The organism is Streptomyces anandii JCM 4720, assembly GCF_014650655.1.
GTDB classification, from domain to species: domain Bacteria; phylum Actinomycetota; class Actinomycetes; order Streptomycetales; family Streptomycetaceae; genus Streptomyces; species Streptomyces anandii.
The window spans coordinates 373,042-399,305 of sequence record NZ_BMVJ01000003.1; the positions used below are offsets into that span (position 1 = coordinate 373,042).

The 26,264-nt window shown below is 72.8% G+C and carries 25 protein-coding genes and 1 pseudogene; 12 read left to right on the plus strand and 14 right to left on the minus strand.

What is annotated here, in order from left to right; translation table 11 throughout:
- Window positions 1-306 precede the first annotated feature (306 nt).
- Window positions 307-900, plus strand: coding sequence for a TetR/AcrR family transcriptional regulator (locus IE249_RS07620; RefSeq protein ID WP_189703993.1), 594 nt, complete (start codon window positions 307-309; stop codon window positions 898-900).
- 114 nt (window positions 901-1,014) lie between these two features.
- Complete coding sequence (locus IE249_RS07625; protein ID WP_189703994.1) at window positions 1,015-1,857, plus strand: patatin-like phospholipase family protein; 843 nt, start codon at window positions 1,015-1,017, stop codon at window positions 1,855-1,857.
- A gap of 101 nt (window positions 1,858-1,958) precedes the next feature.
- Here the strand turns inward: IE249_RS07625 and IE249_RS07630 are convergent.
- A pseudogene (locus tag IE249_RS07630) lies at window positions 1,959-2,135 on the minus strand (acetylxylan esterase); the annotation flags it as partial.
- A gap of 149 nt (window positions 2,136-2,284) precedes the next feature.
- Entirely contained in the window at window positions 2,285-2,707 is a 423-nt protein-coding gene (locus tag IE249_RS07635) for a secondary thiamine-phosphate synthase enzyme YjbQ (protein WP_189703995.1), read from the minus strand.
- A 59-nt stretch (window positions 2,708-2,766) separates the two neighbouring features.
- Here IE249_RS07635 and IE249_RS07640 point away from each other — a divergent pair, with 59 nt between their 5' ends.
- Window positions 2,767-3,870 (plus strand): FAD-dependent oxidoreductase, encoded by a 1,104-nt coding sequence (locus IE249_RS07640; RefSeq protein WP_189703996.1) that lies wholly within the window; start codon window positions 2,767-2,769, stop codon window positions 3,868-3,870.
- A 216-nt stretch (window positions 3,871-4,086) separates the two neighbouring features.
- Here the strand turns inward: IE249_RS07640 and mltG are convergent, their stop codons facing one another.
- On the minus strand, window positions 4,087-4,971 hold the full coding sequence (gene mltG / locus IE249_RS07645; RefSeq protein WP_189703997.1) for an endolytic transglycosylase MltG: 885 nt from the start codon (window positions 4,969-4,971) through the stop codon (window positions 4,087-4,089).
- Window positions 4,972-5,014: 43 nt separating this feature from the next.
- Window positions 5,015-6,817 carry an ABC transporter ATP-binding protein gene (locus IE249_RS07650; RefSeq protein ID WP_189703998.1) on the minus strand — a complete coding sequence of 601 codons (1,803 nt, stop codon included), beginning with the start codon at window positions 6,815-6,817 and terminating at the stop codon, window positions 5,015-5,017.
- Between the two features lie 117 nt (window positions 6,818-6,934).
- Between IE249_RS07650 and IE249_RS07655 the strand changes: the two genes are divergently transcribed.
- Window positions 6,935-7,390, plus strand: a complete 456-nt coding sequence (locus tag IE249_RS07655) for a MarR family winged helix-turn-helix transcriptional regulator (RefSeq protein WP_189703999.1) — start codon at window positions 6,935-6,937, stop codon at window positions 7,388-7,390.
- Window positions 7,391-7,445: 55 nt separating this feature from the next.
- Here the strand turns inward: IE249_RS07655 and IE249_RS07660 are convergent, their stop codons facing one another.
- Window positions 7,446-8,195: a L,D-transpeptidase family protein gene (locus IE249_RS07660; RefSeq protein ID WP_189704000.1), complete on the minus strand. Its 750-nt coding sequence runs from the start codon at window positions 8,193-8,195 to the stop codon at window positions 7,446-7,448.
- 246 nt (window positions 8,196-8,441) lie between these two features.
- Here IE249_RS07660 and IE249_RS07665 point away from each other — a divergent pair, with 246 nt between their 5' ends.
- From IE249_RS07665 to IE249_RS07680, 4 genes are all read left to right on the plus strand, one after another.
- Window positions 8,442-10,313, plus strand: coding sequence for an ABC transporter transmembrane domain-containing protein (locus tag IE249_RS07665; protein ID WP_189704001.1), 1,872 nt, complete (start codon window positions 8,442-8,444; stop codon window positions 10,311-10,313).
- Window positions 10,310-12,181, plus strand: coding sequence for an ABC transporter ATP-binding protein (locus IE249_RS07670; protein ID WP_189704002.1), 1,872 nt, complete (start codon window positions 10,310-10,312; stop codon window positions 12,179-12,181). The genes IE249_RS07665 and IE249_RS07670 overlap by 4 nt, the downstream gene beginning before the upstream one ends.
- Window positions 12,182-12,481: 300 nt before the next feature.
- The gene (locus IE249_RS07675; protein ID WP_189704003.1) at window positions 12,482-12,955 is read left to right on the plus strand and encodes a DUF5709 domain-containing protein; all 474 of its coding nucleotides are present in this window, start codon (window positions 12,482-12,484) and stop codon (window positions 12,953-12,955) included.
- 66 nt (window positions 12,956-13,021) lie between these two features.
- Complete coding sequence (locus IE249_RS07680) at window positions 13,022-13,300, plus strand: type B 50S ribosomal protein L31 (RefSeq protein ID WP_189704004.1); 279 nt, start codon at window positions 13,022-13,024, stop codon at window positions 13,298-13,300.
- A gap of 59 nt (window positions 13,301-13,359) precedes the next feature.
- On the opposite strand, the gene IE249_RS07685 is transcribed toward IE249_RS07680, so the two are convergent.
- Window positions 13,360-14,154 (minus strand): metal-dependent hydrolase, encoded by a 795-nt coding sequence (locus IE249_RS07685; RefSeq protein WP_189704005.1) that lies wholly within the window; start codon window positions 14,152-14,154, stop codon window positions 13,360-13,362.
- Between the two features lie 145 nt (window positions 14,155-14,299).
- Here IE249_RS07685 and IE249_RS07690 point away from each other — a divergent pair, with 145 nt between their 5' ends.
- Complete coding sequence (locus IE249_RS07690; RefSeq protein WP_189704006.1) at window positions 14,300-16,813, plus strand: DEAD/DEAH box helicase; 2,514 nt, start codon at window positions 14,300-14,302, stop codon at window positions 16,811-16,813.
- A gap of 40 nt (window positions 16,814-16,853) precedes the next feature.
- The gene (locus tag IE249_RS07695; RefSeq protein WP_189704007.1) at window positions 16,854-17,720 is read left to right on the plus strand and encodes an acyl-CoA thioesterase; all 867 of its coding nucleotides are present in this window, start codon (window positions 16,854-16,856) and stop codon (window positions 17,718-17,720) included.
- Between the two features lie 10 nt (window positions 17,721-17,730).
- Here IE249_RS07695 and IE249_RS07700 read toward each other — a convergent pair whose 3' ends face one another.
- Both IE249_RS07700 and IE249_RS07705 read right to left on the minus strand, forming a co-directional pair.
- The gene (locus IE249_RS07700; protein ID WP_189704008.1) at window positions 17,731-18,630 is read right to left on the minus strand and encodes a DUF6397 family protein; all 900 of its coding nucleotides are present in this window, start codon (window positions 18,628-18,630) and stop codon (window positions 17,731-17,733) included.
- Window positions 18,631-18,754: 124 nt separating this feature from the next.
- A complete protein-coding gene (locus IE249_RS07705; protein ID WP_189704009.1) occupies window positions 18,755-19,168 on the minus strand; it encodes a roadblock/LC7 domain-containing protein in 414 nt (137 codons plus the stop codon).
- A gap of 93 nt (window positions 19,169-19,261) precedes the next feature.
- On the opposite strand from IE249_RS07705, the gene IE249_RS07710 reads away from it, so the two are divergent.
- On the plus strand, window positions 19,262-19,690 hold the full coding sequence (locus IE249_RS07710; RefSeq protein ID WP_189704010.1) for a PPOX class F420-dependent oxidoreductase: 429 nt from the start codon (window positions 19,262-19,264) through the stop codon (window positions 19,688-19,690).
- 21 nt (window positions 19,691-19,711) lie between these two features.
- Here the strand turns inward: IE249_RS07710 and IE249_RS07715 are convergent, their stop codons facing one another.
- From IE249_RS07715 to IE249_RS07735, 5 genes are all read right to left on the minus strand, one after another.
- Window positions 19,712-20,314 carry a GTP-binding protein gene (locus tag IE249_RS07715; RefSeq protein ID WP_189704011.1) on the minus strand — a complete coding sequence of 201 codons (603 nt, stop codon included), beginning with the start codon at window positions 20,312-20,314 and terminating at the stop codon, window positions 19,712-19,714.
- Between the two features lie 217 nt (window positions 20,315-20,531).
- Window positions 20,532-20,945, minus strand: coding sequence for a DUF742 domain-containing protein (locus IE249_RS07720; protein WP_189704012.1), 414 nt, complete (start codon window positions 20,943-20,945; stop codon window positions 20,532-20,534).
- 21 nt (window positions 20,946-20,966) lie between these two features.
- Complete coding sequence (locus IE249_RS07725) at window positions 20,967-21,407, minus strand: roadblock/LC7 domain-containing protein (protein ID WP_189704013.1); 441 nt, start codon at window positions 21,405-21,407, stop codon at window positions 20,967-20,969.
- Window positions 21,404-23,950 (minus strand): sensor histidine kinase, encoded by a 2,547-nt coding sequence (locus IE249_RS07730; protein WP_189704014.1) that lies wholly within the window; start codon window positions 23,948-23,950, stop codon window positions 21,404-21,406. Before IE249_RS07730 ends, IE249_RS07725 begins: the two co-directional genes overlap by 4 nt.
- 58 nt (window positions 23,951-24,008) lie before the next feature.
- A complete protein-coding gene (locus IE249_RS07735; protein ID WP_189704015.1) occupies window positions 24,009-24,782 on the minus strand; it encodes an MHYT domain-containing protein in 774 nt (257 codons plus the stop codon).
- 151 nt (window positions 24,783-24,933) lie between these two features.
- Here IE249_RS07735 and IE249_RS07740 point away from each other — a divergent pair, with 151 nt between their 5' ends.
- The gene (locus IE249_RS07740) at window positions 24,934-25,533 is read left to right on the plus strand and encodes a class I SAM-dependent methyltransferase (RefSeq protein ID WP_189704016.1); all 600 of its coding nucleotides are present in this window, start codon (window positions 24,934-24,936) and stop codon (window positions 25,531-25,533) included.
- 61 nt (window positions 25,534-25,594) lie between these two features.
- On the opposite strand, the gene IE249_RS07745 is transcribed toward IE249_RS07740, so the two are convergent.
- Window positions 25,595-26,264: oxygenase MpaB family protein (locus IE249_RS07745; RefSeq protein ID WP_229857786.1), on the minus strand; the 670-nt coding region annotated here is incomplete at its 5' end.

Genomic DNA, 26,264 nt, shown 5'->3' on the forward strand with positions numbered 1-26,264 from the left:
ATGTTCAAGGTGATGGCGCTGGACGTCGATGGGTCCATGATCAGCTTCTTTCGGTATCCGAAAACGTCGAGCGGACGGCCTGACAGCGGGACGAACCGGGAAGGACGGGACGAGAGCAGTCGGAGACAGAGTCGGAGACAGAAGGTCCGGTGGCAGCGAGGGAAGTACCGCACATGGCGGAAAAGCGCTGCCCGCCACTATGGTGGAGGCAAAACGGACAGGTGTCCGTTGTTCAGGAAACCTATCGGACAGCTGTCCGCTTAGCAAGACCGGTCCGGACCTCCGGGCCCCCCGCGAGGAGGACGAGTGCGGTACGAGAAGGACGACCGGGCGCCGCTGCGCTCGGACGCCCAGCGCAATCGCGAACGCATCCTCGAGGTGGCGCTGACCGAGCTCACCCGCTGCGCGGGCACCCCGCTGAGCGTGATCGCCAAGAAGGCCGGCGTCGGCCAGGGCACCTTCTACCGCAACTTCCCCAACCGCGAGTCGCTCGTCCTGGAGATCTACCGCCACGAGATGCAACAGGTCGCCGACAGCGCGGCCGAGCTGCTGCGGACGCGTGAGCCCGAGCGGGCGCTGCGCGAGTGGATGGACCACCTGGCCCGGTTCGCCATGACCAAGGCGGGCCTGGCGGACGCGATCCGCCAGGCCACCGGCTCCCCCGGCAGTCCGGCCAAGCCGGGTCACACTCCGCTGACCTCCGCGGCCGGGCTGCTGCTCCGCGCCAACGAGGAGGTCGGCACCATCCGTCCGGGGGTGACCGCGGAGGACTTCGTCCTCGCCATCGCCGGTCTCTGGCAGCTCGATCCCCACGGCGACTGGCAGACCCGGGCGACCCGGCTGCTGGATCTGGTCATGGACGGCCTGCGCGCCAACGCGCCCGGCCGGAGGGCGGATTAGAGTTCCGGGACGGGTGGCGGCGGCAGGCGCGAGGGCGCGTACCACGGGTCGACACCCGGGCGGCAATACGGTTCGGCGTGAGGCCGTACGACGGTTCGGCAGGAGGGGGCTGGAATGACGGAGGCGCTGGTGCTCGGCGGCGGCGGTGTCGGGGGCATCGCCTGGATCACCGGACTGCTGACGGGACTCGCGGACGCGGGACGTGACGTGACCGGCGCCGACGTGATCGTCGGCACCTCCGCCGGGTCGGCCGTGGCGGCCCAGCTGGGCAGCGGGCTCGGCCTGGAGGAGCTCTACGCCCGGCAGGTCGAGCCCGCCCGGCAGGCCCACGAGATCATGGCCGAGATGGACCTGGAGGCGTTCGCCGCGGAACTCGGCCTCGTCCTGGGCAGCGGGGCCACCGTCCCCGAACTGCGGCGCGCTATGGGGAAGTTCGCGCTCGGTTCCGAGACGGTGCCCGAGGCCGAGCGGCGCGCGGTGATCGAGTCCCGGCTGCCGGTCCACGACTGGCCCGCGCGGACGCTGCGGATCGTGGCGGTGGACGCGGAGAGCGGCGAGCCCCGGGTGTTCGACAACACCAGCGGGGTCGGCCTGGTCGACGCCGTCGCGGCGAGCTGCGCGGTCCCGGGCGTGTGGCCGCCGGTGACGATCGATGGGCGCCGCTACGTCGACGGCGGCGTGCGCTCCATGGCCAACGCCGACTACGCCGAGGGCGCCTCGCGCGTGCTGGTGATCGTGCCCATGGGCGCGGTGGAGCCCTTCCCGAGCGACAGCCCGCTGGAGCGGTCGGTCCTTGAACTGCGGGCGCGGGGCGCCGAGGTCGTCGTGGTCGAACCGGACGAGGCGTCGCGGGCCGCCGTGGGCGACAACCCTTTGGACCCGGCCACCCGCGCACCGGCCGCCCGGGCCGGGCGCGCGCAGGGGCGCGCCCTGACCCTCACGTGGACGGGCGACTGAGGCCGCGGGCCACCCCGGGTTTCAGCGAGGCCTGCGCCCGGTCGGGGTCGCTGCCCGGCCGGGGTCGCTGCCCGGCCGGGAGGAGGTCGAGGGGCTCGGAATCAGGCGAGTCCGGAGGCGGAGGGCGCGCTGCACGCCTCGGTAAGTGCTCCGGTGAGCAACTCCCGCAACCAGGTGAGCCGTTCACGCCGGTGGTGGGCGCCGCCGCCGTGGCCGTTGAACTCGTAGACGCGCAGGTCCTTGGGGCCGCCGTAGCGGTGGTAGGCGGCGAAGCAGGTGGAGGGCGCGGCCGCCCGGGTCCGCGGCGGCTCCCGGCACGGACGGTCCCGGCGGCCACCGCTGGCACCGCGTCCACCCGCGGCCGCCGCAGCCGGAACCCGGGCCGGTCACGTCCGTGCCGGGAGCCGCCGCGCAGGGAACCTGACCGTCAGCCCAGGAAACTGAGCCGCACCTGGCGGTTGGGATTGTCCTTGTTGGTGTCCACCAGGCACACCGACTGCCAGGTGCCCAGTTCCAGACGGCCGCCGAGGACCGGAACGGTCGCGTGCGGCGGGACGACGGCGGGCAGCACGTGGTCTCGGCCGTGGCCCGGACTGCCGTGGCGGTGCTGCCAGCGGTCGTCGGCGGGCAGCAGGGTGTGCAGCGCCGCGAGGAGGTCTTCGTCGCTCCCTGCGCCGGTCTCGATGATCGCGATGCCGGCGGTGGCGTGCGGCACGAAGACATTGAGCAGACCGTCGCGGCCGTCCGCGGTCTCGCGGAGGAAGGTCTCGCAGTCGCGGGTGAGGTCGACGACCGTCTCGTGGGAGCCGGAGGCCACGTTCAGCACTCGGGTGGTGAAGGCGTGTGACATGCACCCCATCCTCCTGGATGCCGGGGAAGTTCCGGGCCCTTGGCACGGTTGGAACGGGCGTGGACAGCACACGCGAGGTCGACGTGGTCGTCATCGGCGCGGGCCAGGCCGGACTGTCGGCCGCCTATCACCTGCGGCGCTCCGGGTTCGAGCCGGAGCGCGACTTCGTGGTGCTCGACCGCTCCCCCGCCCCCGGCGGCGCGTGGCAGTTCCGCTGGCCGTCGCTGACGTACGGCAAGGTGCACGGGATGCACTCACTGCCCGGGATGGAGCTCACGGACGCCGATCCGGCGCGCCCCTCCTCGGAGGTCGTGGGCGAGTACTTCGCCGGCTACGAGCGGGCCTTCGGTCTGCGGGTGCGGCGGCCGGTGCACGTGCGGGCGGTGCGGAACGCCGAGGAGGACGGCGACGGCACGGGGCGCCAGCTGCTGGTGGAGACCGACGCCGGCGTGTGGTCCACGCGGGCGCTGATCAACGCCACCGGCACCTGGGACCGGCCGTTCTGGCCGCGCTACCCGGGCCGGGAGACCTTCCGCGGACGGCAGTTGCACACCGCGGGGTACAAGGGGCCCGAGGAGCTCGCGGGGCTCCGGGTGGTCGTGGTGGGCGGCGGTGCGTCCGGCACCCAGCACCTGCTGGAGATCGCGCCGTACGCGGCCGCGACCACGTGGGTGACGCGGCGGCCGCCCGTCTTCCGCGAAGGCCCGTTCGACGAGGGCGCGGGCCGTGCGGCGGTCGCGCTGGTCGAGGAACGGGTGCGGCAGGGCCTTCCGCCGCGCAGCGTCGTCTCGGTCACCGGTCTGCCGCTGAACGGGGCGATCCGGCAGGGCCTGCGCGACGGGACGCTGGACCGCCTGCCCATGTTCGACCGGATCACCCCGGACGGTGTGGCGTGGGAGGACGGACGGCACGTGGACGCCGACGTCATCCTGTGGGCCACCGGGTTCCGGGCCGCGCTCGGCCATCTCGCGCCGCTGCGGCTGCGCGAGCCGGGCGGCGGCATCCGCGTCGAGGGCACCCGGGCGGTCGCCGACCCGCGCATCCACCTGGTCGGCTACGGACCCTCGGCGAGCACGATCGGTGCCAACCGCGCCGGGCGCGCGGCCGTCCGGGACATCCGGCGCCTGCTGCGCGAGCCCTCGCCGTCCTTCGCCGCCGCATGAGGACGGCCGATGCGCGAGGCGGCCGATGCGTGAGGCCGACCGCCGCGTGAGGCCGACCGCCGCGTGGGGCCGACCGCCGCGTGAGGCCGACCGCCGCGTGAGGCCGACCGCCGCGTGGGGCCGACCGCCGCGTGAGGCCGACCGCCGCGTGAGGCCGACCGCCGCGTGAGGCCGACCGCCGCGTGAGGCCGACCGCCGCGTGGGGCGGGCCGCCGCTCACTTGGCCGGCTGGGCGCTGTGCGTCCGCTGCCAGGCGTTGAACTCGGCGACGTTGCGCTGGTGCTGGGCGTAGTCCGCGGTGAAGCGGGTGTCGCCCGGCTTGACGGTCACGAAGTAGAGCCAGTCGCCCGGTGTGGGGTTGATCGCGGCGCGCATCGCCTCCTCGCCGGGGTTGTCGATGGGCGTAGGCGGCAGGCCCATGCGCTGGTAGGAGTTGTACGGGCTCTCCACGCGCGTGTCGGCCGCGGTGGTGCGGACGGTGGAGCGGTTGAGGGCGTAGTTGAGGGTGGAGTCCATCTGGAGGGGCATGCCGCGCTCGAGCCGGTTGAAGACGACCCGGGCCACCTTGCCCATGTCGGCCTTGGAGGCGGCCTCGGCCTGGACGATGCTCGCGATGGTGACGGCCTGGTAGAGGTTCATCGAGTTGCGCTGGGCGCCCGCGGCGATCGGGGCGCCCTCGAACTTCTTGTCGGCGGTGTCGACCATCAGGGCCAGCAGCGACTGCGGGGTCGCCCCCGGACGGACGGGATACGTGGCCGGGAAGAGGTAGCCCTCGGGGTTGCCCTCGGCGGCGTCGGGCAGTTTCAGGGCCGCCTTGGCGACGGCCTGTTTCGTGCTTCCGGCGGGCAGGGCGAGGACCTTGTCGACGGCGTCGTACACCTGGCTCGCCCGCCAGCCCTCGGGGATGACGAGGGTGCGGGGGCCGGTGGACGGCCCGTCGCCGGTGAAGGTCAGCAGCGGCACCGCCACGGCGGTGCCGGCCAGCACGGCCCCGGACACGATCAGGGCCAGCCGGCCCCGGCGCGTCAGCCGGACCGAGTTCCGCGGGCTCCGTGAACCCCAGGAGCCTCGTGAGCGTCGTGGCGGGAGGTTCGTCTGCATGGGGGCACGGTAACCCGCATCTCGTCATAAACCTGGCATATCGTCAGCTTGTCGGCTCCAGTTGCGCGTCCCGGCGCACGAGGGCCGCGTAGCGTCCGCCCAGTTCCAGCAGTTCCTCGTGCGTGCCGCGCTCGGCGACGCGCCCGGAGTCGAGGACCACGATCTGGTCGGCGCCCCGGACGGTGGACAGCCGGTGCGCGATGGTGACGGTCGTCCGGTTCGCGGACAGCGCGTCGATGGCCTGCTGCACCGCCGCCTCCGTCCGCGTGTCCAGCGCGCTGGTGGCCTCGTCCAGGATGAGGACGGGCGGGTCGCGCAGGATGGTGCGGGCGATGGCCAGGCGCTGCTTCTCACCGCCGGAGAACCGGTGTCCGCGCTCACCGACGACCGTGTCGTACCCGTCGGGCAGGGCCGCGATGTGGTCGTGTATCTGGGCCGCCCGGGCCGCCGCGACCAGTTCGTCGTCGGTGGCGTCCGGCTTGGCGAAGCGGAGGTTCTCGGCGACGGAGGCGTGGAAGAGGTACGTCTCCTGGGAGACGACGCCGACCGCGCGGGCGAGGGTGTCGAAGTCGAGGTCGCGCACGTCCACCCCGTCGAGGGTGACGCGGCCGCCGGTCACGTCGTAGAGCCGGGGCACGAGGTAGCCGAGCGTGGACTTGCCTGCGCCGGTCGGGCCGACGATCGCGAGACTGCCGCCGGCGGGCACGGTGACGTCGATGCCGTCGAGGATCGCGCCGCCCTTGCCGTCGTAGTGGAAGGCGACGTCCTCGAAGCGCACCTCGCCCTTGACCCGGTCGAGGTGGACCGGCCGTTCGCGCTCGGTGATGTCGATCGGCAGGTCGAGGTACTCGAAGATGCGCTGGAAGAGCGCGAGCGAGGTCTGGATCTGGACGCCGGTGGCCAGCAGGCTCACCGTCGGCCGGAACAGGCCCTGTTGCAGCGAGACGAAGGCGACGACCGTCCCGATGGACACCTTGGGGCCGCCGAGCTGGAGCGCGAGGCCCGCGGTCCAGTAGATGACGGCCGGCATGGCGGCCATGACGATGGTGATGACGGCCATGCGCCAGCGCCCGGCCATGTTGGACCGCACCTCCAGGTCGACCAGGCCCTCGGACTCTTCGGCGAAGGACCGTGTGAGCGAGTCGGAGCGGCCCATCGTGCGGCCGAGGAGGATGCCGCTGACGGAGAGCGACTCGGTGACCGTGGCGGCCATCGCGGCCATCTGCTTCTGCCGCTGGGTGGTGATCTTCTTGCGCTCCTTGCCGACCCGGCGGCTGATCCACACGAACACCGGGAGCAGCACGAGGGAGACCACGGTCAGACGCCAGTCGAGGGCGACCATCGCCACGACCGTGGCGACCACGCTGGTGAGGTTGGAGACCAGCGAGGTGGCGGTGGAGGTGACGGTGGCCTGCATGCCGCCGATGTCGTTGGCGATGCGGGACTGCACCTCGCCGGTGCGGGTGCGGGTGAAGAAGGCGAGCGACATGCGCTGCAGGCGCCCGTAGACGGCCGTGCGCAGGTCGTGCATGACGCGCTGGCCCACGGTAGTGGAGATCAGGGTCTGCAGGACGCCGAAGACGCTGGTGAGGACCGCGCTGAGGATCATTCCGGCGGCGAGCAGGGTCAGCAGACCCGTGCGGCCCTGCGGGATCGCGACGTCGAGGATCTCCCTCAGCAGGAAGGGCGTGGCCACGGAGACCAGCGAGGCGGCCCCGACCAGCAGGCCGACCACCGCGAGACGGCCCCGGTAGGGGCGGAAGAGTTTCAGGATGCGCCGCACCTGCCGGGGCTGTTCCCGGGCGTCGGCGGGTGGGGTCCAGGAGGTCTGATGGTCGGGGTGCATGGGCTCCTACGGGGTGTGCGGGGGGGCCGGCGCGACGGTGCGGCCGGCGACGACTCGCGGATCATAGCTCATTGTTACCTATACTCACAATGAACGTAGTCCTGATATTGTTCCCGCATGAGCACCCCCGATCCCGACGGCCTCCTCGCCGAGCAGCTGCTGCGGCTCACCCGCCGGGTGCACCGCATCCAGAAGCACCATCTCCAGGAGCGCGTCGAGGGCATCACACCGGCCCAGTCGCGCCTGCTGCGCACCCTGGCGCACTTCGGCGAGCCGCCCCGCATGGCGGACCTCGCCCAGTCGCTGGAGGTGGTACCCCGCGCGGTTACCACGCTCGTGGACGGGCTGGAGGCGAGCGGCAGGGTGCGCCGGGTGCCCGACCCGGCCAACCGTCGCGTCATCCGGATCGAGCTCACCGACGACGGCCGCGCCGCCCTGCGCGAACTGCGCGGCGCGCGCCGGGCCGCCGCGGAGGAGATCCTCGCGCCGCTGACGGACCGGCAGCGCGAGGCGCTCGGCGAACTGCTGGACACGCTCGTGGGCGCGGTGCCCACCCAGGGACACCGCTGCTGAGCGCGAACCGGTACCGCCCACAGCTCCCCCGCTCCCCTGCCGACCGGGGAGCCGGCTACGCCCGCAGGGCGGCCTTGTCCCCCATCACCACGACGGGCTTCTCCTTCGGATCGAGCCTGCGTAGCAGGAACTCCATCGCGGGCCCGGGCACGCTCACACAGCCCAACGTGCCGTCACCGTGGTCGAGATGCAGCCAGATGCCGCCGCCCTTCTCCTGCCCCATCGGGCGGGTCGGGTCGTCCGGGCGCGTCCCCCGCCGGCGGTTGTAGTCGATGGCGATGACGTAGTCGAAGTCGTGCCAGTGCGCCTCGTCCCAGTAGTACGGCGAGGCGAACGCGTCCTCGTCCTGGGTGTACGGCAGCAGCGTGCCGGGGTCGTCGAGCAGGCCACCGGCGTCGGAGAGCGTGAACACCCCGACCGGGCTGCGCTCGTCGCCCTCCTGATGGTCGATGCTCCAGCCGCGCTTGCCGTTGTGCGCCGGCCAGCTGTTCGTCACCTGCCAGGCGGCTCCGCGCTTCTCGTACAGCACGAGCGTGGAGTCCGGGGAGTCCTTGCCGTCGCCGTAGACCGCGACGACCTGGCGGGTACCGGCCGGGACCTTGCTCCAGAGCCGCTCGCCGACTCCCGGGACACCGGCCGGTGTCGCCGAGGGGCTCGGCCGGGCGGTCCCCGACGGGCCACCGGGTCTGGGCACATCACCGTGGTGCACCTCCGTCCGCTGACCGCCGCACGCGGCCAGCATCGTCACTAGGAAACCGCAGGCCGCCACCGCGGCCGTCGCACGCCTACCACCGCCACTTCGCATGCCCTCCATGGTGGCCAGCCCTATCGGGGCGATCTACTCGAGACTGGTCCAAATAGCCCCATCCGCCTCCCTTTGGAGCGTGCGTCAGACACCGGACCCCGGACACCGGCAGCGGGATGCGGCCAACCCCGTTGCTCCGCACGGGAAAACCGTTTGCCTTCGACCACGGTGCGAGGCGACCCTGTCACGGCTTGTCGCCGCCCCTGCGGCGCTCTCCCGCCCCCTGCCACGAGTCACTGGGACGTCATGCAGATTCACGACCTTCCGTATCCCGACCCGGGCGTGCCGGACGCGCGCTCGGGTCCACGATTCCTGTGGTGGCTGGGGCGGAACCAGCTGGGCGGTCAGCTGCGGGCACTGGCCTGGGGACTGCTGCACTTCGCCTCGGTCGCCGCGCTGCCGTTCTGCGTGGGGCTCGCGGTGCAGGCGGTCGTCGAGGGGTCGGGCGCGCGGCTGGCCGCCGCGGGCGGGCTGCTCGCACTGGCCTGTGCGGGCAACGCGCTCGGCGACACCTTCCTGCACCGCGCCGCGGTCACCAACTGGATCACCGCGGCCGCCCGCGTCCAGCAACTCCTCGCCCGCAAGGCGGCCCAGCTGGGCTCCGCCCTCACCCGCCGGGTCGCGGCCGGAGAGGTCGTGGCCGTCTCCACCGGCGACGTCGAGAAGATCGGCTGGTTCGTGGAGGCGGTGTCCCGCTTCACCGCGGCGGCCTGCACCGTGGTGCTGGTCTGCATCGCACTCCTCCTCTACGAGCCGGCCCTCGGCATCGTCGTCGCCGCCGGGCTGCCCGCGCTGGCGCTGGCGGTGCTACCGCTGCTGCCGCGCGCGACCCACCGCGCCGACGTGCAGCGGGAGAAGGCCGGCCGCGCCACCGAACTGGCCTCCGACACCGTCGCCGGCCTGCGCGTGCTGCGCGGCATCGGGGGCGAGGAACTGTTCCTCGACCGCTACCGGCGCGCCTCCCAGGAGGTGCGGCACGCGGCCGTCCGCAGCGCCCGCATGTGGTCCCTCATCTCCGCCGTGCAGGTGCTGCTGCCGGGGCTGCTGCTGATCGCGGTCGTCTGGTACGGAGTGCACCTGGCCCGCGAGGGACGCATCACCGTGGGCCAGCTCGTCACCGTCTACAGCTCCGTCATGGTCCTCACCTATCCGCTGCGGCACTTCGAGGAGATCGCCATGGCGTACTCCTTCTCCCGCCCGTCGGCCATGCGGGCCGCGCGGGTACTGTCGCTGGAGCGCACCACGGACACCGGAGGGTCCCGGCCGGCCGGGATCCCGTCGGGCGACCTGCACGACCCGGCGACCGGGCTGCGCGCGCCCGCCGGGCTCATGACGGCCGTGGTCTGCGGCGACCCGGACGCGGCGGGCCGCCTGGCGGAACGGCTCGGCGGCCACCCCTCCGAACCGGGCACACCGGTGCTGCTGGGCGGGGTACCGCTCGACGAGCTGCCGCTGGACTCCGCCCGCACGGCCGTCCTTGTCCAGGACAAGGACCCGGTGCTGCTGTCGGGCTCACTGCGCGACCTGCTCGACGTGCCCGCATCGGGCGGCGTCACCGCGCGGGAGGCGCTGGCCGCCGCGCAGTGCGGGGACGTCCTCGACGCGCTCGCGCAGGCCTCGGCGAGGGCCGGCGACCCGATGGACGTGCGGATCACCGAGCGCGGCCGATCACTCTCCGGCGGCCAGCGCCAGCGGCTGGCCCTGGCCCGGTCGCTGATCACCGACCCGCCGGTGCTGGTCCTGGACGAGCCGACCTCGGCCGTCGACTCACACACCGAGGCGCGGATCGCGGGAGGCCTGCGCGGCCTGCGGGCCGGACGCACCACGGTGGTGTTCACCTCCTCGCCGCTGCTCCTGGACCGCGCCGACCGCGTGGTCCTGATCCACGAGGGCAGGGTCGAGGCGGTGGGCACGCACCAGGACCTGGTGCGGACCGATCCCCGGTACCGGTCGGTGGTGACCCGCGAGACGGACGCGGAGCGGTTCGCCCAGGGTCCGCCGGGCCACGGCGGCCCGCCGCGCGGCACACCGGCGGGCCGGCCGGCCGACGACGAGGCGACTCTGCGGGGCGCCTTCGAGGACATCGACGAGATCGAGGAAATCGAGGAGACGGCATGATCGGCGTAGCGCCACCGGCGTACGACCCGGCGGCTCCGACGACGGCGAACACGCTGCCCATCGGCGCCCCCGCGACCGTGCGCTCCTACGTCGTCGAGCTGCTGCGCAGGCACCGGCGTGCCTTCGTGCTCCTGGTGACCGTCAACACCACCGCCGTGCTCGCCTCCATGGCGGGTCCCTGGCTGCTGGGCGACCTCGTGGAGCGGGTGTCGCGGGACGCGCGCGAGGTCCATCTGGCGCGCACCGCCGCCCTGTTCGTGCTCGCGCTGCTCGTGCAGGCCGTCTTCGTGCGCCAGGTACGGCTGCGGGGCGCGATGCTCGGTGAGCGGATGCTGGCCGACCTGCGGGAGGACTTCCTCGTCCGGTCGGTGGGACTGCCCCCGGGCGTGCTGGAGCGGGCCGGCACCGGCGACCTGCTCTCCCGCATCACCACCGACATCGACCGGCTCGGCAACGCCATGCGCGAGGCCGTGCCCCAGCTCGCGATCGGCGTGGTGTGGGCGGCACTGCTGCTGGGCGGGCTGGTGGTCACCGCGCCGTCGCTGGCCGCGGCGGTCCTGCTCGCGGTGCCGCTGCTGGTGGCCGGCTGCCGCTGGTACTTCCGGCGGGCGCCCTCGGCCTACCGCTCCGAGGCCGCCGGTTACGCCGCGGTCGCCGCCGCGCTCGCCGAGACCGTCGACGCCGGACGCACCGTGGAGGCGCACCGCCTCGGCGACCGGCGGATCGCCCTGTCGGAGCGCCGGATCGGGCAGTGGACGGCGTGGGAGCGCTACACCCTGTGGCTGCGTTCGGTGCTCTTCCCCGTCATCAACGTCACCCACGTGACGGTGCTCGCCTCCGTGCTGATGGCCGGCGGGGTGTTCGTCCTGCGGGGCTGGATCGGGGTCGGCCAGCTGACCACGGGAGCGCTCATCGCGCAGATGCTGGTCGACCCGGTCGGGCTGATCCTGCGCTGGTACGACGAGCTCCAGGTGGCCCAGGTGTCGCTGGCCCGGCTGGTCGGCGTCCGCGACATCGCGCCGGACTCCGGGGACGCCTCGCTGGCCCCGGCCGGACGCGACGTCGACGCCGACCGCGTGCACTTCGGCTACCGGGAGGGCGTCGACGTGCTGCGCGAGGTGTCCCTGCGGGTCGCCCCCGGCACCCGCCTGGCCCTGGTCGGGCCGTCCGGCGCCGGCAAGTCCACGCTGGGCCGGCTGCTCGCCGGGATCTACGCGCCCCGCGACGGCCGGGTCACCCTCGGCGGGGCGCAGCTGTCCCGGATGCCCGCCGAGCGCGTCCGCTCCCATGTCGCGCTGGTCAACCAGGAGCACCACGTCTTCGTGGGCTCCCTGCGCGACAACCTGCTGCTGGCCCTCCCCCGTTCCGGGGCCTACGCGGACGGGCGGGACTCCGCGGGTGTCACGGGGGCCATGGGTGCAATGGGTGCAATGGGTGCCGCAGGTGCCATGGACGCCGTGGACGCGCGTCTGTGGGCGGCGCTCGGCGCGGTGGACGCCGACGGCTGGGCCCGCGCCCTGGACGACGGGCTGGACACCGAGGTCGGCTCCGGCGGGCTCGCGCTCACCCCGGCGCAGGCCCAGCAGATCGCCCTGGCCCGTCTGGTACTGGCCGACCCGCACACGCTGGTCCTGGACGAGGCGACCTCGCTGCTCGACCCGCGCGCGGCCCGGCACCTCGAGCGGTCCCTGGCCCGCGTCCTGGACGGCCGAACGGTCGTGGCCATCGCGCACCGACTGCACACCGCCCACGACGCGGACGTCATCGCCGTGGTCGAGGACGGCCGCATCAGTGAGCTGGGCAGCCATGACGAGCTGGTCCGGGCGGACGGTGCTTACGCGGCGCTGTGGCGGTCCTGGCACGGCTGACCGGACGGCGTCCCGGGGAGGGACAGGGGTCACGGCGCGGCACGGCGGACAGGGCCATGGCAGCGGGGAAACCGCCGCGGTCACCGACGGCGGGCCGACGGTCGGCGGACCGCCGGCCGCGGGCCGGTGCCGTGCCGTTGCGCGGTGCCGAACCGGGGTGGAAGGCTGGAAAGAGGCAGCGGCTCGGGGAGCGCCCGGGAACCGTCCGGTTCGTGCCGGGTGACAGTCGTGCCCCGCGCACCGGCGGCCACCCGCCGGCCGCGGCGAGAACGGGCCCGTCCCCACCACCTGGAGGTACCCGTGGACAGCGCCGACGGATGGGGAGACGACGTCTACCAGCCCGACGAGGACTCCGAGATCAAGGAGGACACCGGAGTGCTCGACTCGGAGGACACGCTGGAGTACGACGGAGTCGACGACCCCCTGGACCGTGGCTGGTCCCCTCCGGAGCGCCCGTGGGCCGTGGAGCACACCGGCGTGACCGCCGCGGAGCGCCGGCACGGCGAGACGCTGGACCAGCGCCTCGCGGAGGAGACGCCCGACCTGGCCACCCCGGACGGTGACGGCATCGGCGACTGCGCGGGCACGGACGGGGAACCCCTGGACAACGAGGTCGGCGGTGCCCGCTCCGGCCGTCTCGTCGCCCCCGACGAGGGTGCGCACGAGGACGAGGAGAGCGCGCTGATCGCCAGCGACGTGGGCATCGACGGCGCCGCCGCCTCGGCAGAAGAGGCCGCCATGCACGTCGTGGACGAGGACACGCTGTACGGATGACTCCCGTACGGCCGGCTCCGCCGTTTCCACGCCACGGCCTTCTCCCCCGCCGCACGAGGAGCACCCATGCAGCAGGACAAGCACCCCGACTACCACCCCGTCGTCTTCCGCGACCGGGCCGCCGGATACGCCTTCCTGACCCGGTCCACCGCGACCAGCGACCAGCGCATCGAGTGGGACGACGGCGAGACCTACCCGGTCGTGGACGTGGAGATCTCCTCGGAGAGCCATCCCTTCTACACCGGCAAGGCACGCACGGTGGACACCGAGGGCCGCATCGCCCGGTTCGAGCGGCGCTACGGCGGCCAGGCGGGACAGGAACCGGACGGCGGCGGAACCGCCTGACCCTCCCCCTCCCCCTGCCCCGTCCACGGCGAACCGGGCGTGGATTGGCGGCGCGGGCCTCAGATGAAGTTCAGCGCGGCCGCGCAGCCCACCCCGCCGAGCAGCATGAACACCGGCATCAGCACCTTGAGCTCCACCCAGCTGCCCGCGCGGAACCGCATGAACTTCGGCGGGCCCACCGGGTACCAGCGCCTGCGTCCCACCGGTATCGGCCACAGGATCGGGCAGCCGGAGACGGTCAGCGCGTCCCCGATGTCGTGCACCAGCGCCCCCAGCACGATCGGCAGTCCCAGCCACAGGTACTGCTGTCCCGGCTCCGTGAACAGCCAGTGGGAGCCGTTGCCCGGCTGGTCGAGGATGCCGGCGAGGATCCAGGCGCTGGTCGCGGCCAGCAGCCAGACCAGCACATCGCTGCTGGAGCCACGCGCCGCCCGCCACAGCAGGCCCTCGATCGCCAGCACCATGTGCACGAAGAGGATCGCCAGCACGGCCCACCGGCCCCCGGCGAGGGCCGTCGCGGAGGAACCGGCGCCGATCAGCACAGCCCACAGCCAGGTGTGCGTCAGGGTGCGGTGTCCGCCGGAACGGCGTGGGTCGCCCTGTTTCCGCGTCGCCTTGTAGACGGCGTAGGAGAGCTTGTCCACGATCTCGCAGAGCGCGTGCGAGACCGGTCCGAAGGCGCGCGAGATGGTGGCGGCCTTGTGGTCCAGGTCCGGTGCGAGCGCGGCGCCCGCGCAGATCAGAGCGCCGCACAGCAGCACCGGCCAGGGCATCGGATGTCCGGCGGCGGCGGCCGCGGCTCCGACGCCGAGCCAGGCCGCGGCGCCCGACAGTGAGTGTGCTGGTCCCATCATGGCCGTTCCCCGCCCCATTCCTCGCGTGCCGCTGCCCAGTTGGCCCGGTGCGCCGATCCTCCGTCGGCGACACAGCGTAGCGGTCGTGATCTTCCGTCCGGCATCCGATTCCCGCCTCGGACATCAGGCCAGGCAAGATGGGGGCGTGACCCTCATCGATCAGCTCCCGCCGACCGCCGACCCCGACGCCCTCTACGAAGCCTTCGAGTCGTGGGCGCGGGAGCGCGGTCTCACGCTCTACCCCCATCAGGAGGAGGCGCTGATCGAGGTGGTCTCCGGGGCGAACGTGATCGTCTCGACGCCCACCGGCTCCGGCAAGAGCATGATCGCCGCGGGTGCGCACTTCGCCGCCCTGGCCCGGGACGAGGTCACCTTCTACACGGCTCCGATCAAGGCGCTGGTCTCGGAGAAGTTCTTCGAACTGTGCAAGCTGTTCGGCACCGAGAACGTCGGCATGCTCACCGGTGACGCCTCCGTCAACGCCGACGCGCCCGTCATCTGCTGCACCGCCGAGGTGCTGGCGTCGATCGCGCTGCGCGACGGCAGGCACGCCGACGTCGGCCAGGTCGTCATGGACGAATTCCACTTCTACGCCGAGCCCGACCGCGGCTGGGCGTGGCAGATCCCGCTGCTGGAACTGCCCCAGGCGCAGTTCGTGCTGATGTCGGCGACGCTCGGCGACGTCTCCTTCTTCGAGAAGGACCTGACGCGGCGCACCGGTCGTCCCACCTCGGTGGTCCGCTCGGCGACCCGCCCGGTGCCGCTCTCCTACGAGTACCGGCGCACCCCGCTGACCGAGACGCTCACCGAGTTGCTCCAGGCCCGGCAGGCGCCCGTGTACATCGTGCACTTCACGCAGGCGCAGGCCGTGGAGCGGGCGCAGGCGCTGATGAGCATCAACATGTGCTCGCGCGAGGAGAAGGAGCAGATCGCCGAGCTGATCGGCAACTTCCGCTTCACCACGAAGTTCGGCCGCAACCTCTCCCGGTACGTGCGGCACGGCATCGGCGTGCACCACGCCGGCATGCTGCCCAAGTACCGGCGCCTGGTGGAGAAGCTGGCGCAGGCCGGTCTGCTGAAGGTGATCTGCGGCACGGACACGCTCGGCGTCGGTGTCAACGTCCCGATCCGCACCGTGCTGTTCACGGCGCTGACCAAGTACGACGGAAGCCGGGTGCGGACCCTGCGCGCCCGTGAGTTCCACCAGATCGCCGGCCGGGCCGGCCGCGCGGGCTTCGACACGGAGGGCTTCGTCGTCGCCCAGGCCCCCGAGCACGTCATCGAGAACGAGAAGGCGCTCGCCAAGGCCGGCGACGACCCCAAGAAGCGCCGGAAGGTCGTGCGCAAGAAGGCGCCCGAGGGCTTCGTCGCCTGGACGGACAACACCTTCGACAAGCTCATCGCCTCCGAGCCGGAACCGCTGACCTCTCGCTTCCGGGTGACGCACACGATGCTGCTGTCGGTGATCGCGCGCCCCGGCAACGCCTTCGAGGCGATGCGGCACCTGCTGGAGGACAACCACGAGCCGCGCAAGCAGCAGCTGCGGCACATCCGGCGGGCGATCGCCATCTACCGCTCGCTGCTGGACGGCGGCATCGTGGAGAAGCTGGACCAGCCGGACGCCGAGGGCCGCATCGTCCGTCTCACCGTCGACCTGCAGCAGGACTTCGCGCTCAACCAGCCGCTGTCCACGTTCGCGCTGGCCGCGTTCGAACTGCTCGACCCGGAGTCGCCGTCCTACGCGCTGGACATGGTGTCCGTCGTGGAGTCCACCCTGGACGACCCGCGGCAGATCCTCGTCGCCCAGCAGAACAAGGCGCGCGGCGAGGCCGTGGCCGCGATGAAGGCCGACGGTGTCGAGTACGAGGAGCGCATGGAGCGGCTCCAGGACATCACCTACCCCAAGCCGCTGGAGGAGCTGCTCTTCCACGCGTACAACACCTACCGCAAGAGCCACCCCTGGGTGGGCGACCATCCGCTGTCGCCGAAATCCGTGATCCGCGACATGTACGAACGGGCTCTGTCCTTCACGGAGTTGGTCTCCTTCTACGAGCTGGCCCGCACGGAGGGCATCGTGCTGCGCTACCTCGCGAGCGCCTACAAGGCCCTGGAGCACACGATCCCGGACGACCTGAAGTCCGAGGATCTGCAGGACCTGATCGCCTGGCTCGGGGAGATGGTGCGCCAGGTCGACTCCAGCCTCCTGGACGAGTGGGAGCAGCTGGCCAACCCGGAGGAGATGACGGCCGAGGAGGCCCAGGAGAAGGCCGACCAGGTCAAGCCGGTGACCTCCAACGCGCGCGCCTTCCGCGTCCTGGTCCGCAACGCCATGTTCCGCCGTGTGGAGCTCGCGGCCCTGGACCAGGTGGACGAGCTGGGCGAGATGGACGCCGAGTCCGGGTGGGACGCGGAGGCCTGGGGCGAGGCGATGGACAAGTACTGGGAGGAGTACGAGGACCTGGGCACCGGTCCGGACGCCCGCGGACCCAAGCTGCTGGTGATCAAGGAGGAGCCGCAGCACGGTCTGTGGCGGGTGCGGCAGATCTTCGACGATCCGAACGGCGACCACGACTGGGGCATCAGCGCGGAGGTCGACCTCGCCGCCTCCGACGCCGAGGGCCGCGCCGTCGTCCGCGTGACCGACGTCGGCCAGCTGTGAGCGGGCCCCGGCCACCGGCGAGCACTGGAGAATTGCCCTCATGACGAATCCGGCCGAAAGACTCGTCGACCTGCTCGACCTGGAGCAGATCGAGGTCAACATCTTCCGCGGCCGCAGCCCGCAGGAGTCCCTGCAGCGGGTCTTCGGCGGCCAGGTGGCGGGCCAGGCGCTCGTCGCCGCCGGACGCACCACCGACGGCGAGCGCCCCGTGCACTCGCTGCACGCGTACTTCCTGCGCCCCGGCCGGCCCGGGGTGCCGATCGTGTACCAGGTCGAACGGGTACGGGACGGGCGGTCCTTCACGACCCGCCGGGTCACCGCGGTGCAGCAGGGCCGCACGATCTTCAATCTGACCGCCTCCTTCCACAAGCCTGAACAGGGGAGTTTCGAGCACCAGCTGCCGCCGGCGCGCAAGGTCCCGCCGCCGGAGTCGCTGCCGACGGTCACCGACGAGATCCGGGAACATCTGGGCGCGCTGCCCGAGCAGTTGGAGCGCATGGCGCGCCGTCAGCCCTTCGACATCCGCTACGTGGACCGGTTGCGCTGGACCGCCGAGGAGGTCGAGGACGCCGAGCCGCGCAGCGCCGTGTGGATGCGCGCGGTCGGACCGCTCGGCGACGATCCGCTCGTGCACACCTGTGCGCTGACCTACGCCAGCGACATGACCCTGCTCGACGCGGTGCGCCTGCCCATCGAGCCGCTGTGGGGCCCGCGGGGCTTCGACATGGCGTCGCTGGACCACGCCATGTGGTTCCACCGGCCCTTCCGCGCGGACGAGTGGTTCCTGTACGACCAGGAGTCCCCCGTCGCCACGGGCGGCCGGGGCCTGGCCCGGGGACGCATCTACGACCTGGAGGGACGCATGCTCGTGTCGGTCGTCCAGGAGGGCCTCTTCCGCGCGGTGTAGACCCGGCGGATCAGGTGCTCCTGCCGAAGAGCCTGCCGAGCAGGCCCCCTTGCCGTTCCACTCGGGCCGGATGCTCCGGCCGTGCGGGACGGGGAGCGGGGCGGGGTGCGGGGCAGTGGCTCCGGGCCTCGTCCACCGCTCGTGCCAGGTCGGCCCGGAGCCATTCGATCTCGTCCGCGTCCTGCGCCGTGGTGATCCGTTCCGCGAGTCGGGCGGCGGCCGAGCCCGGTACGCCGTGAGCGGGAGGCAGTTGCCGGAAGCGGTTCAGATGCGCGCGTTCATAGGGGTCCCCGACGATGTCCGAGACCTGGAACGGGTCGAGGAGCGAGGCCACGGCCGCCGCCCGCTCCCAGGGGTCCCCGGCCCGGCGCAGCAGGAATCCCAAGTGCCGTCCGCGCCAGTTGCGCGGGCGCAGGTCCACACCCGCTTCCACCTGCTCCCGCAGGTTTGCCGGCAGCGACCGGTTCAGCAGATCGGTGTTCTTCGCGTCCGAGGCGAAGTCCTTCAACTCGTCGGCCAGATAGAGCCAGACCACGGCGCGGTAGCGGTTGAGATAGAAGTGCACCGGCACGACCAGGCCCAGCCGGGCGAGGCGGGTGAACCTGGCGGCCGTCACCTCCATGACCTTCGTAGCGCCGGCCGTGCCCACGGCCGTCACCCGTTCCCGCAGGGCTTCCGGAAAGCCGTCCTGTGCGCGCAGCCGCTCGATCTCCGTGCACGCCACGCGCCGGCCGCCTCCGCCCTCGTCGGGCAGGGTGCGGATGTGGCCGAGGTGAACGGCCAGGTCGAACTCGGTGCGTTTGAGACCCAGTTCGCGAGCCGCCCGGCTCTGTGTGAAGGGCGTCTCGTGCTTGCCGGTGGGCTGTGCGGCCGTGGTCGCGGCCTTGTGCGTGATGGTGTCGCCGGACATGCTCGTCTCCCCCGTGGAGTGCGGGGCTCGCGCCGGGTGCGCTCGCCTGCGAAAAACCGTAGCCGTCGGCCGCGATCTCCGTGCGAGCCTGTGGACAACTCCAGTCGGCAGGAGAAAAGGCTGGTCAGAGGTCTGTGGGTGGTGTTTCCCCGGGCCGGCGGGCGTCCACGTCGAGGTGCTCGCCGACGCGGTTGACCAGCAGGGTCATCTCGTAGGCGATCTGGCCGATGTCGGCCTCGGCGCCGGTGAACACGCACAGGCAGCTGCCCGCGCCCGCGGCCGTGACGAAGAGCACGGCGTCGTCGAACTCGACCATCGTCTGGCGCACGCCGCCCGCGCCGAAGTGGCGTCCGGAACCCTTGGCGAGGCTGTGCAGTCCCGAGGAGACGGCGGCGAGATGCTCCGCGTCCTCCCGCCGCAGCCCCGTACTCGCCCCCGTGACGAGCCCGTCGTTGGACAGGACGAGGGCGTGTCTGACGTGTTCCACCCGCTCGGTCAGGTCGTCCAGCAGCCAGCCGAGTGTCTGGTTCTGCGCCATGGTGCGCTCTCCCCGTGTGATGTCTTCCCCTTGGCCGGAGGAACTCCCGCAAGCCTTCCCCACCGCCGCTGTCCCGGCAAGCAGGATGGGGGGATGGCACAGAAGATGACCGATGAGGAATGGCGGGCGTTCGTCTCCGAGGGAACGCGTACGGCCAAACTGTCGACGGTGCGCGCCGACGGGAGCCCGCACGTGGCTCCGGTCTGGTTCCTGCTCGACGGGGACGAGGTGGTGTTCAACACCGGCAAGGAGACCGTGAAGGGGCGCAATCTGACCCGTGACGGCCGGGTCGCCCTGTGCGTCGACGACGACCGGCCGCCGTTCACCTTCGTGGTGGTGCAGGGCCGCGCCCGGCTGTCGGAGGACTTGGACGAGGTCCGGCACTGGGCCGCGCGGATCGGCGCCCGTTACATGGGAGAGGAGCGCGCCGAGGAGTTCGGCGCCCGCAACGGCGTACCGGGCGAACTGCTGGTGCGCGTCGCGGTCGCCAAGGTGACGGCGGTGAAGGACCTCGCCGACTGAGGGCGCCTCGTGCGTGGCCCGTCAGCCGACGGAGTCGAGCAGCCGGGCTGTGTGCATCCGCCCGGCATACTCGACGAGGCGGATGAGCACCTCCTTGCCCGAGTTGCGGTCCCGGGCGTCGCACAGGACCACGGGTGTGCCGTGGTCGAGGTCGAGGGCACGGGAGACGTCCTGGGCGGCGTGGGCGCGGGCGCCGGTGAAGCAGTTGACGGCGACCACGAACGGGATGTGCCGGTGCTCGAAGTAGTCGACCGCCGGGAAGCAGTCCTCCAGACGCCGGGTGTCCGCGAGGACGACGGCGCCGAGGGCTCCCTGGGCCAGTTCGTCCCACAGGAACCAGAAGCGGTCCTGCCCCGGTGTGCCGAACAGGTAGAGGGAGAGGCCGGAGCGGATCGTGATGCGTCCGAAGTCCATGGCGACGGTGGTGGTGACCTTCTGGTCCACTCCGTCCGTGTCGTCCACCAGCTGACCGGCCTCGCTGAGCAGTTCCTCGGTGCGCAGGGGCCTGATCTCGCTGACCGCGCCGACCAGGGTGGTCTTGCCGACGCCGAATCCGCCGGCGACCAGTATCTTCAGCGCCAGGGCGGGTTCGGTGTCCTGGGCGTCGGGGTGCTCGGAGACCATGATCACTTCTCTCGGGAGAGGGCGGCGAGGGCCGACGTGGGTGGGGCGTGCCGCGCACCAGTGCGTCAGCATCATGACAACTTCGGCACGTGTGCGAGGAGTTCGACCGCAATATCTTGCTTGCGACCGACTCGCGCCCTTTCTGTGCCCGGACGGGTGCGCAACGGGGACACGTGCGTTCGCCGCCGGGGCCGGATCGCCGGCCGCCGGTCCACGGCTACAGCGCCCGCAGTCCCTCGATCACCTCCCGCAGGATCCGCTCGTCTGGAAGGCGTGCGGGCGGAACAGGACGGCTGACGGTGACCCGGCCGCGTTCCAGCAGGTCTCCGAGGAGCACCCTGACCACCCCGACGGGCAGGTCCGTGCCCGCGGCGAGTTCCGCGACGGACTGCGTCTCGGCGCGGCACAGATCCGTCAGGGACCGGTGCTCGGGCCCGAGGACCGGGTCGTCGTCCGTGCCTGACGCGGCCGGATCGAGGGTCACCAGGGCGATCAGGTCGAGCGGGACACCGGTCGGTCCCGGCCGGGTGCGTCCGCCCGTCATGGCGTAGGGGCGGACGAGCGGTCCGGCCTCGCCGTCGTACCACTGGCTGCCCGGCTGGTCCTGGGCGCCCTTCATGTCCTCGGTCATCCGCGCGGGCCGCCCTTCGCCTCATCCCGCGGCGGGAGGCCGCGCGCCGGTGCGCGGCGGCGTGTAGAGGTGCTCGCCGACGCGTTTGACCAGCCGCGCCATCTCGTACGCCACCAGGCCGATGTCCGCCGTGACGGCGGTCAGGACGGCGAGGCAGGATCCGTCCCCGGCGGCCGCCACGAAGAGGAAGCCGTCGTCCATCTCCACCATCGTCTGACGCACGCCGCCGGTGCCGAAGTGCCGGCCGGCGCCCTTGGCCAGGCTGTGGAAGCCGGAGGCCACCGCGGCGAGGTGCTCCGCGTCCGCGCGCTCGAGGTCGCTGGAGGCGCCCACGGCCAGCCCGTCGTTGGACAGCACCACCGCGTGCCGCACCTCGCGCACACGCATCACCAAGTCGTCCAGCAGCCAGTCGAGTTCGCCGGACTGCCGGGCGGCGGCCCTGGGGCTCGGGTCCTGGATCATGCGGGGTCCCTTTCGTCGCTGTCTGCGTCGTCCTCGGGGAAGACTCCGCGTCCGGGCAGCCTGCCCCCGCCGCGGGCCCATCCCTCGCGGTACGCGGCCATGCGGTCGCGTACGAGTTCGGGCGTGCGGCCGCCGTCCTCCCGGGGGCTGCCGGCATCGTCCTGCCGTTCGGCGTGCTGGGCGCGCAGTTGGGGAGCGAGGCTCGCCTGCCGTACGCGCCGTGGGAGGCCGTCGGACTCCGCGGGCTCCTCCGGGAGCCGGTGCCGGCGCAGATCGGTGACCGCGGGGGGCGGTGGGCCGCCCGTGGTCTGCCGCGCGGGGTGCGCCGAGGCGGTCACGGCGGGCCGGACGGACGCGGCCTGTACGGGCTGGTGCCGCTCGGCGGTGAGGGGCACGCGCGCGGGTTCGCGTTCCCGCCGCGGCTCGCGTTCCGCCGTCCCGCGCGGGGCACGTTCCGCGGCGCCGCCGTGCAGCAGGGCGGTGGGCAGCAGGACGACCGCGGTGGTGCCGCCGTAGGGCGAGGGCCGCAGGTGCACCTTGATGTCGTGGCGCGCGGCGAGCCGGCTGACCACGAAGAGGCCGAGCCGGTCGCTGTCGAAGAGGTCGAGCGCCTCGGACCGGGCGATGCGGCGGTTGGCCTCGGCCAGCGCGTCCTTGCCCATGCCGAGACCCCGGTCCTCCACCTCGACGGCGTAGCCGTTGCCCACCGGCTCCCCGGTGACGCGCACGCGCGTGTGGGGCGGCGAGAACTGGGCGGCGTTCTCCACGATCTCGGCGAGGAGGTGGGTGAGGTCGGCGACGGCGGCACCGGTGACGGACGTCTCGGGCAGTTGGCGTACCTCCACGCGCGCGTAGTCCTCGACCTCGGAGACGGCCGCGCGGACGACGTCGGTGAGGGGGACGGGCATGCGCCAGGCCCGGCCGGGTGCGGCGCCCGAGAGGATGATCAGGCTCTCGGCGTGCCGGCGCATACGGGTGGTGAGGTGGTCGAGCCGGAAGAGGTCGCTCAGCTCGTTGGGGTCCTCGGAGCGCCGTTCCATGCTGTCGAGGAGGGTCAGCTGGCGGTGGACGAGGACCTGGCTGCGGCGGGCGAGGTTGACGAAGACGCCGGAGATCCCGTCGGCGAGCTCGGCGCGTTCCACCGCGGCCCGCAGCGCGGCGCGGTGCACCGTGCCGAGGGCCTCGGCGACCTGTCCGGTCTCGTCCTCCGCGGGCGGGCCGGGCGACTGTTCGGCGTCGATGTCGATCTCCTCGCCCGCGCGCAGCCGGCGCATAGCGTCGGGCAGTTTGCGGCGGGCGATCTCCAGGGCGCCGTTGCGCAGGCTCACCAGCTCGACGACGAGGCTGCGTCCGATGCGGACCGAGATGACGAGGGAGGCGGCGACCGCGGCGAGGCCGAGGAGGACCGCCGCGCCCGCCGGTGTGAGCAGGCCGCGGGTGAAGGGGTCGGCCCGCTCGGCGACGCCTCGGCCCGCGTCCGCCTCGATGGCGCGCATGCCGTCCTGCACGCGCGCGTGTGCCCGCTCCCAGTCTGCCCGTGTGTCCGCGCCGGCAGTCCGCCGTCCCGGGCCCGCGGCGAGCACCCTGTCCTCCACGGCGCCGAGGGCGCTGTAGTCGCCGCTGCCCGCCAGACGCCGCCAGGCCGCGCGGTCGGAGCCGCTCAGGTCGGCTCCCGCCGCGTCGGTGAGGGTCCTGCGTGTGTCGACGGCCCCGGTGAACACCCTCAGCCGTTCCGCGTCCAGGCCCGCGGCGGGGCGGGCGCTCGTGAGCACCGCGTGCTCCTGGGCGAGGGCCTCTCCCGCGCAGGCGAATTCCAGCAGCACGCGCGCGTCGGACCCGAGACCGGCGTCCTGGACGCCGGTGAGCGCTCCGACCGCCTCGAAGGCGGTGGAGATGGTCCGCGTGTACTGCCCGTACGCCTCGTCCCAGCCCACGTGCCGGGCGAGTACGCCGGTGCGCAGGGCCCGGAGGTGTTCGACGCCGGTGACGAAGGCCTCCAGGCGCCGTGCGGTCCCGGCGGGCAGCTCTCCCGAGGCGGCGACGGTGTCGTGGGAACCGAGGCGGAGCCTGGCCACCGCCTGGTCCGTGCGGGCGGCTAGGCCCTTCACGTCGGCGGCGCCCGCCGCGGTGGGGTCGGAGGCGTAGCGCACCGCGGCCGACCGTTCGTCCTGGAGCGCGGCGACGGCGAGGGCGACCGGTGTCCGCACCTGGGTGTCCACGCGCTGCACCTGCCGCAGCCGGGAGACGTCCTGAGCGGTGCTGACCGTCGCGTACGCCCACAGGGCGAGCAGGGACACCACGGGAACCATGAGCAGGGACACGATCTTGGCGCGGACGGTGCGCGGACGGAGCCGGATTCGTGGCGCCCGCGCGGGGGCACGTTCCGGCGTGCCGTCGGGGGCGCCGTCGTAGTCCTCGTCGGCCGGCGGTCCCGCGTGCGCCCGGCGCCCGCGGACCGGCCGGGGCGCGGACGGTGCGGGCCGCGGTGCGTGCCGGGGGGCGGGTGTTCGGGCTCCTGTGGGCGTCCTGCGTGGTGTTCGCATGGCTCCTCGCTCGGAAGTGGTGCTGCTCGTGCCGTCCGGGCGGTCGCCCGCCGTCCTCCTACGGGACCGTGCTGCCGGCCGGCCGTACGGCCGACGCGGACGCCTCGCTCTCCCGCGCGGTGGGTGAGAGCGCGACGAACGCCGAGGTCAGGAAGAGGTAGGACCCGAGGCCGACGGCGAGGGGGAAGATGAACTGCATCGCCGTGGCCCCGGGAAGGACCGCGTCGGACGGCGTGACCCGCACGCTGACCGCGAACATCCCGGTGTAGTGCATGCTGCTGACGGCGGCGCCCATGACCAGGGAGGCGACCGTGACCGCGAGGGGCGACTGGATGTTCAGCCCCGCCCACAGGGCGGCGGTGGCCGCGAGGACCGCGATCACGACGGACAGGGCGACGAGCGCCGGGTCGTAGCGCACGTCGCCGTGCAGGCGTACCGCCGCCATGCCCAGGTAGTGCATGCTCGCCACGCCCAGGCCGGTGGTCAGTCCGCCGACGGCCAGCGCGCGTCCGCGGTGGCGGCCGTAGCCGACGGCGAAGACGCCCGCGCAGACGAAGGCGACGGCGACGAACAGGCTCAGGATGGTCAGCGGCACGTCGTAGCGGATGTCGGTGCCGCCGACGCCGAAGCCGAGCATGGCCACGAAGTGCATGGTCCAGATGCCGGTGCCGACCGCGGAGGCGGCGGTGATGAGCCAGTTGCGGCGCGAGCGCCCGGTGGAGGCGAGCGCGCGCACGGTGCAGCGCAGTCCCAGGGCGGACCCGGTGCAGGCCATCACGTACGACAGCACGGGGGTCAGCCAGCCGAAGGTGGCGTGGTCCAGGTGTCCCATGAGCCCGGCACGCTAGAGGGGCACGGGTGCACACAGGGGGCGCGTTTCGAAAGATGCCGGATTATGTCGCAGCCGGACGCCTGAAGGATCGGCTCACTTTCGAACGTGCGCACAGGAGCGTCATCCGACGGGGTGAGGGATCATGCCGGACATGAGCGATGACCACACGCACGTCCGGGAGTTCTTCGGCGCCCGCGCCGCCGACTGGGACAGCAGGTTCCCCGACGACGGCCCCGCCTACGCGGCCGCGGCGGCCGGGCTCGGGCTGCGCGAGGGCGACCGCGTGCTGGACGCGGGGTGCGGCACGGGCCGGGCGCTGACGCCGCTGCGTGCGGCCGTGGGGCCGTCCGGACTCGTCGTGGGAGTCGATCTCACTCCGGCCATGCTGGAGGCCGCCGTACGGGCCGGGCGTGGCCGGGACGGGCGGCTGCTGCTCGCCGATGTCGGCGCGCTGCCGCTGAGGTCCGGCGCGTTCGACGCCGTGTTCGCCGCGGGTCTCATCGCGCATCTGCCGGACCCGGCTGAGAACCTGCGGGAGTTGCGCCGGGTGGTGCGGCCCGGCGGCATCCTCGCCCTCTTCCACCCCATCGGACGGGCGGCGCTCGCCGCGCGCCAGGGACGCCGGATCACTCCGGACGACCTCCGCGCCGAGGACAACCTGCGGCCGCTGCTGGCCGGTTCGGGCTGGCGCATGACGTCCTACGTCGACGAGGACGCCCGTCTCCTGGCAACGGCCAGACGCGCGGACTGATGCCGAACCCCGACGGGGCCCAGCCCGCCCGGTGAGCCCCCGGCCGAGTTCGGCCGGGGGCTCACCGGGCGGTCTCGCTCGCCGGGCCGCCGGTGTGCCGCACGGGACAGCCCCGCAGACCGGGCACCGGGTGGGTGCCCAGGTCGGCGACCCGGTAGCCGTCCGGGTAGCTCTTGATCTCCCAGTTCTGCCGCGCGAAGTGCGGAGACCGGCGGGGCGGCATGAGCCGTACGACGCGGCCGCGGGCTCGCACGGCCCGGCGCACGAGCGCACGGGTGAGCGCACTCGGGGGCGCGTAGCGGAAGGCGCGCAGCAGCGGTTCGTCGAGCAGCGCGAGGGTCGACGTGCGCAGCAGGGGTGCGAAGACCCGCGGGTACCAGGACGCCATCAGGGCGAGCGTGGCGTCGGAGACCGCGCGTGACCGCTCGTCCCAGCCGAAGTGGGCCTCTTCGTAGGCGTCGAGGTGGGCCTCGAACTCCTCGTAGGACTCGGGAATGTCCTTGATGCCCATGTGCCGGCCGAGCGTGCCGTAGTGGACGGTGGACGCGACGATCTCGTGGCGGGAGAGCCGGCGCCATCCGTAGGCGTCGATCCACCGCTTGGGCATGACGACGAAGGTGCACAGGACGTACCGCATGTCGTCGTTGCTGATGTCGTAGCTGCGGTGCATCCGGTTGATGCGGCGGATGGCCTCGCGGCCCTGCTCGCTCGCGAATCCGTGCTCGACGATG

Bases quoted from the DNA above. Each gene is read 5' to 3' on its own strand.
- IE249_RS07625 (WP_189703994.1), top strand. From the start codon at position 1,015: ATGACGGAGGCGCTGGTGCTCGGCGGCGGCGGTGTCGGGGGCATCGCC.
- IE249_RS07635 (WP_189703995.1), bottom strand. From the start codon at position 2,707: ATGTCACACGCCTTCACCACCCGAGTGCTGAACGTGGCCTCCGGCTCC.
- mltG (WP_189703997.1), bottom strand. From the start codon at position 4,971: ATGCAGACGAACCTCCCGCCACGACGCTCACGAGGCTCCTGGGGTTCA.
- IE249_RS07650 (WP_189703998.1), bottom strand. From the start codon at position 6,817: ATGCACCCCGACCATCAGACCTCCTGGACCCCACCCGCCGACGCCCGG.
- IE249_RS07655 (WP_189703999.1), top strand. From the start codon at position 6,935: ATGAGCACCCCCGATCCCGACGGCCTCCTCGCCGAGCAGCTGCTGCGG.
- IE249_RS07660 (WP_189704000.1), bottom strand. From the start codon at position 8,195: ATGCGAAGTGGCGGTGGTAGGCGTGCGACGGCCGCGGTGGCGGCCTGC.
- IE249_RS07665 (WP_189704001.1), top strand. From the start codon at position 8,442: ATGCAGATTCACGACCTTCCGTATCCCGACCCGGGCGTGCCGGACGCG.
- IE249_RS07670 (WP_189704002.1), top strand. From the start codon at position 10,310: ATGATCGGCGTAGCGCCACCGGCGTACGACCCGGCGGCTCCGACGACG.
- IE249_RS07680 (WP_189704004.1), top strand. From the start codon at position 13,022: ATGCAGCAGGACAAGCACCCCGACTACCACCCCGTCGTCTTCCGCGAC.
- IE249_RS07685 (WP_189704005.1), bottom strand. From the start codon at position 14,154: ATGATGGGACCAGCACACTCACTGTCGGGCGCCGCGGCCTGGCTCGGC.
- IE249_RS07695 (WP_189704007.1), top strand. From the start codon at position 16,854: ATGACGAATCCGGCCGAAAGACTCGTCGACCTGCTCGACCTGGAGCAG.
- IE249_RS07700 (WP_189704008.1), bottom strand. From the start codon at position 18,630: ATGTCCGGCGACACCATCACGCACAAGGCCGCGACCACGGCCGCACAG.
- IE249_RS07705 (WP_189704009.1), bottom strand. From the start codon at position 19,168: ATGGCGCAGAACCAGACACTCGGCTGGCTGCTGGACGACCTGACCGAG.
- IE249_RS07710 (WP_189704010.1), top strand. From the start codon at position 19,262: ATGGCACAGAAGATGACCGATGAGGAATGGCGGGCGTTCGTCTCCGAG.
- IE249_RS07715 (WP_189704011.1), bottom strand. From the start codon at position 20,314: ATGGTCTCCGAGCACCCCGACGCCCAGGACACCGAACCCGCCCTGGCG.
- IE249_RS07720 (WP_189704012.1), bottom strand. From the start codon at position 20,945: ATGACCGAGGACATGAAGGGCGCCCAGGACCAGCCGGGCAGCCAGTGG.
- IE249_RS07725 (WP_189704013.1), bottom strand. From the start codon at position 21,407: ATGATCCAGGACCCGAGCCCCAGGGCCGCCGCCCGGCAGTCCGGCGAA.
- IE249_RS07730 (WP_189704014.1), bottom strand. From the start codon at position 23,950: ATGCGAACACCACGCAGGACGCCCACAGGAGCCCGAACACCCGCCCCC.
- IE249_RS07735 (WP_189704015.1), bottom strand. From the start codon at position 24,782: ATGGGACACCTGGACCACGCCACCTTCGGCTGGCTGACCCCCGTGCTG.
- IE249_RS07740 (WP_189704016.1), top strand. From the start codon at position 24,934: ATGAGCGATGACCACACGCACGTCCGGGAGTTCTTCGGCGCCCGCGCC.